Below are 9,345 nucleotides of genomic sequence, written 5' to 3' on the forward strand. Positions count from 1 at the left end.
GCGGCACGCGCGAGGGGGCTGGCCCCCTCTGCCCGGCCAGATTCAGACGGCGCGCTCGACCATCAGGTTCTTGATTTCCGCAATCGCCTTTGCCGGGTTAAGCCCCTTCGGGCAGGTCTTGGCGCAGTTCATGATTGTATGGCAGCGATAGAGCTTGAACGGATCTTCCAGCCCGTCCAGCCGCTCGCCGGTGATCTCGTCGCGGGAATCTACGATCCAGCGATAGGCATGCAACAGCGCCGCCGGGCCAAGATACTTATCGGAATTCCACCAATAGCTCGGGCAGGAGGTAGAGCAGGACGCACACATCACGCATTCATAAAGCCCGTCGAGCTTTTTGCGGTCTTCGATCGACTGGCGCCATTCCTTCGCCGGGGTGTTCGAGCGGGTTTCCAGCCAGGGCATGATCGAGGCATGCTGGGCGTAGAAATGCGTCAGGTCGGGGATCAGGTCCTTGATCACCGACATATGCGGCAGCGGGTAAATCTTTACATCGCCCCTGATCTCATCAAGCCCATAGATACAGGCCAGATGGTTGCCACCATCGATATTCATCGCGCAGGAGCCGCAGATCCCTTCCCGGCAGGAACGGCGGAAGGTCAGCGTCGGATCGATCTCGTTCTTGATCTTGATCAGCGCGTCCAGAACCATGGGCCCGCATTTGTCCATGTCGAGGTAATAGGTGTCGACCCGCGGGTTCTCGCCGGTATCAGGATCCCAGCGATAGATGCGGAAGGCCCTGGTGTTCTTCGCACCGGCGGGCTTTGGCCAGGTCTTGCCGGTACGGACCTTGGAGTTCTTGGGGAGCGAAAACTGGACCATGGCTGTTCCTCAGGCTCTGGCTTTGTGCTTGGCGCCAAAATGAAATCCGCAGGGCGCCACAGGGCGCCGGGCGATGAAGGTACCGGGCAGGCCGGCGCATTTTCTGGTTGCGGGGCCTGGCCCCGGACGCGCCTGCATCCTGCCTATCCCCGCACCAGCATATTATAGGGGCGGCTCGGCGCCTGCCCCGATTTGGACATCACACAGGTCTCATAGACCACCGCCGGATCCCGGCGCATCAGCCAGTCTGACGAGATATTGAGTTCGAGATCGCCGCGCGGTCTGGTGCCCGAAGGGCCGGAGACGATGCCGATCCCTGCCGTCCCGGTCGGCCCCTTCGCCTCGCGGGCAGATTTGAGGCACATTTCTTCGGCACGGTGCACAGAAACCGGGCCACAGGCGGCAAGGAAGACCAGAACAAGCGGGGCAAGGTGCCGCATCAGCGCACCTGCGGGATGTTATGGGCGGCAAAACAGCTTTGCGCAGCGGGGCGCAGCGCGATGTTGCGGACATTCTCGCGGGTCAGCGAACCGGCCTCGACGCCGGTATCGCGTGCCAGTGCCCGGATCTCAGGCATCGAGGCCGCATTGAGAATGCACTCCGTTGCCTGGCCCGCCGGGGCTGCCGGCAGTTCCCGCGACACCACCGGCATCACCACGCCATACGCGATATTGCGGGTGGTCTTGTCAGCCAGCGCCTGCGGGTCGCAGGCCGCAACCAGCATCGCGGCCGGGATCAGCGCGAAACGGAAGATCACAGCGAAGCCCCCCCGACTTTTAGCAGATCCGTCGCGGTCAGCGACTGCATCAGACATTGTGTCGCCTCGGGCCGGCTCGCGATGCTGCGCACCACCGGCCAGGCCTGGGTCGCGCCATTGGCACCAGCCGAGGCATATTGCGCCAGCTGCATGAGTTCCCCCGTCTGCGCGTTGTTGATCACGCAATCCGTGTAGGGCGAAACATTGACACCCGGCAGATAGTGGTTTGCCGCCCCGTTCACAGCTGTACGCGCCAGCGAACGGGTGGTCTCCTGCATCATGCTCTCGCCAGCGACGCAGCCGGAAAGCGCGAGCGTGGCAATCGCCAACAGGGATTTAGTTCGCGATACAGGCATAGCCAGTCCCTCCGATCATGGTTTTCCGGCAGGTCTGATCCGGCCCGACCAGAGGTGCAACCGCTTGCACGCTGCCCCTTGACGGGGCCGCAGCTGTCGGGGCCCCGACAGAAACCGGGCTTGTGTTGCCCGGGCGCGTATTGATCGTCGGAATGGCCTTGCCGGAGGCGGCACGATCGGCGGCCGATCCGGCTTTGACCCAGGTCGTACTGCCATTCGGGCCGTCTATCCGCTTCACCTCTGTCCCGGTCAAAGTCGCCTGTTTGCGGACCTCCCGGTCAATGCAGTCGCGTGTTGCCGTATCCCGCGCTGCTTTCTGGCCCTCACCCGGATTGGCGTGGCCCGCAGCAAAAATACACGATGTCGCGGGATCACTATAGCCGCCGCCGCAGGCCGCAAGGCCCAGGGTCATCAGCGAGGCAAGCAATACACCACCGCGAATACGCATCAGAATTTCCGTTCTGCCGGGGCAATCTTCTTGAGACTGATTCCGCCCTCCGCCTCTGCGGTCAGCGGGTCCAGGTGGACGGGACGATAGGAGAGCGTAACTTTGTTGCCGTCAACATGGGCGAGGCTGTGCTTGCGCCAGTTCACGTCGTCGCGGGTCGGGTGGTCCTCATGCGCATGGGCGCCGCGGCTTTCGGTCCGGGCATGCGCGCCATAGATCGTCGCCAGCGCGTTTGGCATCAGGTTGGTCAGTTCCAGCGTCTCCATCAGATCGCTGTTCCAGATCATCGAACGGTCGGTGACCTTGATATCGGCCATCTTGCCGGCGATTTCGGTCATCGCGACTTCGCCCTCGGCCAGCGTCTTTTCCGTGCGGAAGACGGCGGCGTCACGCTGCATGGTTTTCTGCATCTCGAGCCGCAGATCGGCGGTCGGGGTCTGGCCATTCGCATGACGCAGCCCGTCGAACCGCGCCAGCGCCTGGTCGACGCTGGCCTTGTTCGTGGGCGGCACCGGCGATTTCGGGTCGACCACCTGACCGGCGCGGATCGCGGCGGCACGCCCGAAGACCACAAGGTCAATCAGCGAGTTCGAGCCAAGTCGGTTCGCGCCATGAACGCTTGCACAGCCCGCCTCGCCCACCGCCATCAGGCCGGGGAAGATCGCATCGGGGTTTTCCGGGGTCGGGTTCAGCACCTCGCCCCAGTAATTCGTCGGGATGCCACCCATATTGTAGTGAACGGTCGGCAGAACCGGGATCGGCTCTTTGTTCAGATCGACGCCGGCGAAGATCTTGGCGGATTCGGAAATCCCCGGCAGCCTCTCATGCAACGTCGCGGGTGGCAGATGGTTCAGGTGGAGGAAGATGTGATCCTTGTCGGCGCCGACACCCCGGCCCTCGCGGATCTCCATCGTCATACAGCGCGAGACATAGTCGCGCGGCGCGAGGTCTTTGTAATGGGGCGCGTAACGCTCCATGAACCGCTCGCCGTTGGAATTGGTCAGGTAACCGCCTTCGCCGCGCGCGCCTTCGGTGATCAGACAGCCCGAGCCATAGATCCCGGTCGGGTGGAATTGCACGAATTCCATATCCTGAAGGGCGAGGCCGGCGCGGGCCACCATGCCTCCACCATCGCCGGTGCAGGTATGGGCCGAGGTCGCCGAGAAATAGGCACGCCCGTAACCGCCGGTCGCCAACACCACCATCTTGGCGTTGAAGACATGCATGGTGCCGTCATCAAGCTTCCAGCACAGCACACCGGTGCAGCGCCCGTCGGTGATGATCAGATCAAGCGCGAAATATTCGATATAGAACTCGGCCTGTTCCTTCAGCGACCGGCCATAAAGCGTGTGCAGGATCGCGTGGCCGGTGCGGTCAGCGGCGGCACAGGTGCGCTGCACGGGCGGGCCTTCGCCGAATTCGGTCGTGTGACCGCCGAAGGGACGCTGATAGATCTTGCCCTCTTCCGTGCGGGAAAACGGCACGCCGTAATGTTCCAGCTCATAAACCGCCTTGGGGGCTTCGCGCGCGAGATATTCCATCGCATCGGTATCGCCCAGCCAGTCCGATCCCTTGACGGTGTCATACATATGCCACTGCCAGTTGTCGGGGCCCATATTGGCCAAAGACGCCGCGATCCCGCCCTGGGCCGCGACGGTGTGAGACCGCGTCGGGAAGACCTTGGTCACGCAGGCGGTGTGCAGCCCCTGCTCGGCCATGCCAAGCGTTGCGCGCAGGCCCGCGCCACCGGCACCGACAACCACGACGTCATATTCATGCGTCTCGTATTGGTATGCAGCCGTCATTTCCGTCTTTCCTTACCGCATCTCTTGCAGGGCAGCCCCATCCGGGCAGCCGCTTACAGCGCCAGTTTAACCAGAGCGAAAAGCCCCACCACAATCAGCGCCCAGGCGAGGCCCGTCACCGCGACCAGCGCCAGTTTCGCCTTTGCGCCATGCACATAGTCAATGATCGCCTCTTCGGCCTCGGCCTTGCAATGCAGCGTCACCACGATCAGCGTCAGCCCGGTGATGATCGCAGGCCAGGGCCGCGAGAACCAGGCCAGAACGCCTTCATGCGTGCGGCCAAGGCCATAGCCGAAGGTGAACACAAACAGCGGCACCAGCACGACCAGCAGCACCGAGCTGATCAGCATATGCCAGTGGTGATGGGTGCCGGCCCGAGCGGATCCAAGGCCATCAGCGGCTTTGCGGTCGGTGATGAAACGCATCTCTTGCTCTCCCTCAGACCACAAGAACGGTGATGATGGTCAGGATCGTGGCACCGAGGAACATGCCCCATCCCATGATCTCATTGGCCTTCACTTCAATGAAATAGCCCAGATCCCAGATCACATGGCGCAGCCGCCCAAGCGCGTGATACCAGATCGCCCAGGCCGCGAGCGTCATGATGATATCGCCGATCACCGAGGTCAGCAGCCAGTTGACACAGTCAAAAGCCGCAGGTGAGGTCACCGCCGCCACCAGCCAGGCCACGATCAGGAAAATCGTGCCCAGAGTCGCGATGCCGGTGATCCGCACCATGATCGACGAGATCGAGGTCATCTGCGGCCGGTAATAGGGGCCGATCATAAACGGGGAGAGGGGTCGCTCGACCCGCTTTGGTGCAGACATGGCTTGTCCCTTCGTCGCTGGCTTGCTCCTGCCCGCACACGCCCCGAAAGGGTTCGGCTGGGTGGATATGCGATGGAGCGCGCTTCGATATGCCAATCGTCATATCGCTTTTATCACCCGAGTCACGAGGGGCAATGCCGCAAACGCTAACTGTTCCCGCTAACCACCAAAGTTTTTGCAAATTTTGTGATCACGATATCAGAGGCTGTGATCACACACCCTGTCGCGAAGGCAAACAGCGGCCCTTTCCCTGGGCCGCCGCCGCAGTTTCGCCTCTCAGCGCGTCAGGAAAGTCGTGTTCCAGGCCAGTTCCAGCCGGAAATAATCGTCATAATCCTCGCCATTGTAATAGCGCAGGCCAAGGCTCACCTCGTCACTCAACATATAGTAGCCACCGACCTCCCATTCGGCAAAGCTGCCATAGCCCTCGTCATATTTCCCCCATGTGGCATCAAGGCCAAACCGGTCCCCTAACAGCATCGCTGCGGTAAGATAGGCGCTTCCGTTGCCGGTTTTTGGCTGGGTGTAAAGCTCGGTTCCGATGGTGAACTGATCGGTCAGCCCATAGCCCAGCACCAGACCAAGCTCGCCGTAATCGCCGCCCTTCACCTCGGGATAAACGTAGTAATAATAGTTAACATCGTAGCTCAGCCGGCCCGCCTCGCCGCGATAGCCGAAATAGAGATCAACCTCATTGGCATCTTCCCAATTGGTGATTTCGGCCCAGGCCCCGATATAGGCCCCGCGATAGTCAAGCTCGAGATAGCCGTTCAGATCGGATTTCGACGGGCCGTCATCATTTTTCGTATAATATTGCAGCGCGGTGCCGCCGTAGAGGTTGAGATCCTCGGCTTGCGCCAGACCAGAAAAAACAAACAAACCGAAAAAAGCAGACCCCGCGAGTCTCGTGACGAGTTTCGTCGCGCATCTCTTCGGGCCATTAAGAACGTGTTCAGACATCGTCATGACTCCTGGCTTGAGGTAGCCCGCCAAGCCTGGAATCACCGATGCGCATCACGCAAGCACTGTTTTACAAACGTACAACAAGATATTGAACGAGTGTATAACAAAGCACAGCTAAAGGCTAAACCTGCACCCGCCAAACAGCCCCCGGCCGCAGGGCCCTCACCCACCATCTGGTCTCGCCAGGCAGTTCGGCCGCCGCCTTACAGCGGCACCAGCGCCCAGTAATCCAGATCAAGCAGCACCTCGGGCAGATATTTGCCATCCGCGCCTTTCAGCGCGAAAGGCGCGGCCCCCTGTTTCACCGCCACCAGTCGCAACCGCAGCGCTCCAACCCCCGGTGCAGAGGTTTCCGCCCGGTCGAGCACCTCGGACCAGGCCCTGACCGTATCGCCCGAGAAACAAGGATTGGCATGGGCGCCGGCATTCAGCGCCACGATCATCTGCGCATTGGCGAGCCCGTTGAACGACAAGGCCCGCGCGAGGCTGATCACATGCCCGCCATAGATCAGCCGCCGCCCGTCTTCACGATTGGTCGCATCGAAATGCACTTTCGCGGTGTTCTGCCAGAGCCGCGTCGCGAGCATATGCTCGGCCTCCTCGACGGTGACACCATCGACATGGTCGATCTTCTCGCCGACCGCGTAATCTCCCCAGCGATGCGGCTCGCCGGCCAGACCAAAATCGTAGCGGCTGAAATCAAGCCCGGCCGGCACCACCAGCTCCGCGGCCGGCACCACCTTGCGCAAATCCGGCACCACCGGCTCCGGCGTCTCCACATCGCGCGCCTTTTTCACCATCACCCAACGGACATAATCAAGCACCACTTCGCCGCGCTGATTCAGGCCGCGCGTGCGCACATAGACCACGCCGGATTTGCCGTTGGAATTCTCCTTCAGCCCGATCACCTCGGACTCCGACCGCAGCGTATCCCCCGGCCAGACCGGCGCCAGCCAGCGCCCCTCGGCATAGCCCAGATTGGCCACCGCATTCAGCGAGATATCCGGCACCGTCTTGCCGAAGACCGTATGAAAGGCGATCAGATCATCCATCGGGCTTGCCGCCAGCCCCGAGGCCCGCGCAAATTCATCCGAGGAATAAAGCGCGCCCCGCGCCGGATAAAGCGCATGATACAGCGCCCGCTCGCCCCCCGACACCGTGCGCGGCACCGCATGGCGGATCACCTCGCCCATACGGTAATCCTCGAAAAACCGCCCCGGATTGGTCTTCATTCCTCTTCCCCCAATGCAGCCGGAAAGGCGCAAAGGCCCTTCTTCCTGACCAAAATACTGCGGGGAAGTCTGCCCGAGGCAGACGGAGGCAGTGCCCCCTTCCCCGGTCTCTATTGCTCGCCGAGCTTCAGATCCGGCGAATATTCCCCCGGCACCTCTTTGATCACCGCCTGGCCACAGCGCATCACCCCGTTCGAGGCGTCAAACGCATAGCTCGGCTCGCCATAAAGCTCCCACCCTTTCGCCAGCGCGGCCGAAACCTTGTGGCAAAAGGCGGAAGTGTCATCGCCGGACAGAAAGCGGTAAAGTCTCATCAGATCACCCGAATACAGCATAACCGAGCGCGTAATGCGCCGCGGCAATCGCGCCATAAACCACCAGAGTGCCGAAAATGGCAATCATCTCCATGCGCGCAGGGCTTTTGCCGGGGCGGGGTTCCGGCCGCAGCCATGGTCCCATGCGGTTGATCGCCAGCATCTGCAACAGCGCCCAGATCCCGATGCCGCCAAACAGCACGAAAGACGGGGTGTCACCATTGACGAGGATATGCGCAAGCGTCCAGATCACCACGCCCCAGAGCATCGGATGCCGGATCATCCGCCCGACCTTCGTCTTCATCCCCGCCGCTGCGAAGAGATAGACCGAGACCAGCATCAGGAGGTTATTGATCCCGGTCGTCATCGGGTCACGGCCCCAGTAAAACTCACCCTCCGCCGCGCGGTAGCCAAAGACCATCAGGGCCGTTGCGGTCAATGAGACCAGCCCCATCCCCGCCCTTCCGCCAAGCCGGTCCCGCAGACCCGGCGCGACCCGGCCCAGAAGATGGGCGAGGCTCCACAAAAGCACTCCGAGGGTGAGGATGATCATGGCGCGGGCTCCGATTCGGCTGGCAATAAAGGGTCAGGCAGGTTTCGCCCGATCAGCCGGCAGGCGCCAGCGCCGCTATCGCCGCAGCCCTGATTGCGGCGTCCTTCTCCAGAAGCGCCCGCGCGGTCACGATATGCAGGTTCTCGACGATGCGCCCGTCCACCACCGCAACACCGCCGCCCGAAGAGGCGACCTCTTCAAAGGCCGCGATCTGGCGGCGGGCGAGATCAAGCTCGGCCTCTGACGGCGCGAAAGCCGCATTGGCGATGTCGAGTTGCGCCGGATGGATCAGCGTTTTGCCATCAAAGCCCATATCGCGGCCCTGCTCGCATTCCGCCCGCAAGCCCGCCTCGTCTTTGAACGCATTATAGACGCCATCCACGATGATCAGCCCATAGGCGCGCGCGGCCAGCAGACAGTGCCCCAGCCCCGCCTGCATCGGCAGACGGTCGGGGCGGAAACGGCTCCCGAGCTCTTTCGCAAGGTCATTGGTGCCCATCACCATGCCCTTCAACGCGGGATGCACCGCAATCGCCGCTGCGTTCAGCATGCCGGCGCAGGTCTCCATCATTGCCCAAAGGCTGACCCCCGGCGCCACAGCGGACACCGCATCGAGATCAGCAGGTGCACTGACTTTTGGCACCAGCAGCGCGTCGATCTTCGCCCCGGCCGCGATTGCGCGCGCCATAGCCGCCGCATCTTCACGCCCCCATTCGGTGTCGAACCCGTTGATCCGGACCAGTTTCAGCCGGCGCCCATAGTCGGCCTCCGCCAGCACCCGCGCCAGCAGGGCGCGCGCGGCGGGTTTTTCCTCGGGCGCGACCGCATCCTCCAGATCAAAGATGATCGCATCACAGGCCAGATCCCGCGCCTTTTCCAGCGCCCGCTCGCGCGAGGCAGGGATATAGAGAACCGAACGGCAGGGCTGAGCCGGCTGCGAGCGGGACATGGCGGGCCTCCATGGCAATAATCTTGCGTGTCAAAGCACAAAATTGGCACATTCGGCAAGCCATGAAATGCCGCATTGCAGAAACTATTTCTGCACCGTCAGATCTCCGGCCCCGGTTACTGCCCCCGACATCTGTCCTCATGCCCTGGCGAAAACACGCCGCGGTGACATATCGTGATCCTGCCCCGGGGGAACCAGACGCAGCGTCGCGTGTTTTCCCCGCACTGATACGCTCAGGTTACAGATGTGGACGGCCCCTCTCTTGTCAGGATTGCAGAAGACTTTTGACCAAATCGTTTGCTATCAGATGTCCGGCCT

General features: G+C 62.0%; 13 protein-coding genes. All 13 read right to left on the reverse strand.

The genetic code is table 11. From position 1 onward, the window contains the following. Positions 1 to 42 precede the first annotated feature (42 nt). Positions 43 to 822 carry a succinate dehydrogenase iron-sulfur subunit gene (locus tag AC4FS3_RS21085; protein ID WP_283176894.1) on the reverse strand — a complete coding sequence of 260 codons (780 nt, stop codon included), beginning with the start codon at positions 820 to 822 and terminating at the stop codon, positions 43 to 45. 143 nt (positions 823 to 965) lie between these two features. Next, positions 966 to 1,262 carry a hypothetical protein gene (locus AC4FS3_RS21090; RefSeq protein ID WP_283176893.1) on the reverse strand — a complete coding sequence of 99 codons (297 nt, stop codon included), beginning with the start codon at positions 1,260 to 1,262 and terminating at the stop codon, positions 966 to 968. Continuing rightward, positions 1,262 to 1,579, reverse strand: coding sequence for a hypothetical protein (locus tag AC4FS3_RS21095; protein WP_491022165.1), 318 nt, complete (start codon positions 1,577 to 1,579; stop codon positions 1,262 to 1,264). Before AC4FS3_RS21095 ends, AC4FS3_RS21090 begins: the two co-directional genes overlap by 1 nt. After that, a complete protein-coding gene (locus AC4FS3_RS21100; RefSeq protein ID WP_491022166.1) occupies positions 1,576 to 1,935 on the reverse strand; it encodes a hypothetical protein in 360 nt (119 codons plus the stop codon). Before AC4FS3_RS21100 ends, AC4FS3_RS21095 begins: the two co-directional genes overlap by 4 nt. Beyond that, complete coding sequence (locus AC4FS3_RS21105; RefSeq protein WP_491022167.1) at positions 1,916 to 2,383, reverse strand: hypothetical protein; 468 nt, start codon at positions 2,381 to 2,383, stop codon at positions 1,916 to 1,918. The genes AC4FS3_RS21100 and AC4FS3_RS21105 overlap by 20 nt, the downstream gene beginning before the upstream one ends. Beyond that, entirely contained in the window at positions 2,383 to 4,188 is a 1,806-nt protein-coding gene (gene sdhA, locus AC4FS3_RS21110) for a succinate dehydrogenase flavoprotein subunit (protein WP_283176890.1), read from the reverse strand. Before sdhA ends, AC4FS3_RS21105 begins: the two co-directional genes overlap by 1 nt. Before the next feature lie 53 nt (positions 4,189 to 4,241). After that, complete coding sequence (gene sdhD, locus AC4FS3_RS21115; protein ID WP_198836064.1) at positions 4,242 to 4,613, reverse strand: succinate dehydrogenase, hydrophobic membrane anchor protein; 372 nt, start codon at positions 4,611 to 4,613, stop codon at positions 4,242 to 4,244. Positions 4,614 to 4,626: 13 nt separating this feature from the next. Next, on the reverse strand, positions 4,627 to 5,016 hold the full coding sequence (gene sdhC / locus AC4FS3_RS21120; protein WP_491022168.1) for a succinate dehydrogenase, cytochrome b556 subunit: 390 nt from the start codon (positions 5,014 to 5,016) through the stop codon (positions 4,627 to 4,629). A gap of 276 nt (positions 5,017 to 5,292) precedes the next feature. Next, a complete protein-coding gene (locus tag AC4FS3_RS21125) occupies positions 5,293 to 5,976 on the reverse strand; it encodes a hypothetical protein (RefSeq protein ID WP_491022169.1) in 684 nt (227 codons plus the stop codon). Positions 5,977 to 6,182: 206 nt separating this feature from the next. Then, positions 6,183 to 7,211 (reverse strand): MaoC family dehydratase, encoded by a 1,029-nt coding sequence (locus AC4FS3_RS21130; RefSeq protein ID WP_491022170.1) that lies wholly within the window; start codon positions 7,209 to 7,211, stop codon positions 6,183 to 6,185. Positions 7,212 to 7,321: 110 nt separating this feature from the next. Continuing rightward, entirely contained in the window at positions 7,322 to 7,525 is a 204-nt protein-coding gene (locus AC4FS3_RS21135) for a DUF1737 domain-containing protein (protein WP_283176886.1), read from the reverse strand. 4 nt (positions 7,526 to 7,529) lie between these two features. Next, a complete protein-coding gene (locus AC4FS3_RS21140; RefSeq protein WP_491022171.1) occupies positions 7,530 to 8,078 on the reverse strand; it encodes an NnrU family protein in 549 nt (182 codons plus the stop codon). Positions 8,079 to 8,130: 52 nt separating this feature from the next. Continuing rightward, on the reverse strand, positions 8,131 to 9,027 hold the full coding sequence (locus tag AC4FS3_RS21145; protein WP_491022172.1) for an HpcH/HpaI aldolase/citrate lyase family protein: 897 nt from the start codon (positions 9,025 to 9,027) through the stop codon (positions 8,131 to 8,133). Positions 9,028 to 9,345 lie beyond the last annotated feature (318 nt).

Source organism: Pseudogemmobacter sp. TB195 (assembly GCF_058313095.1).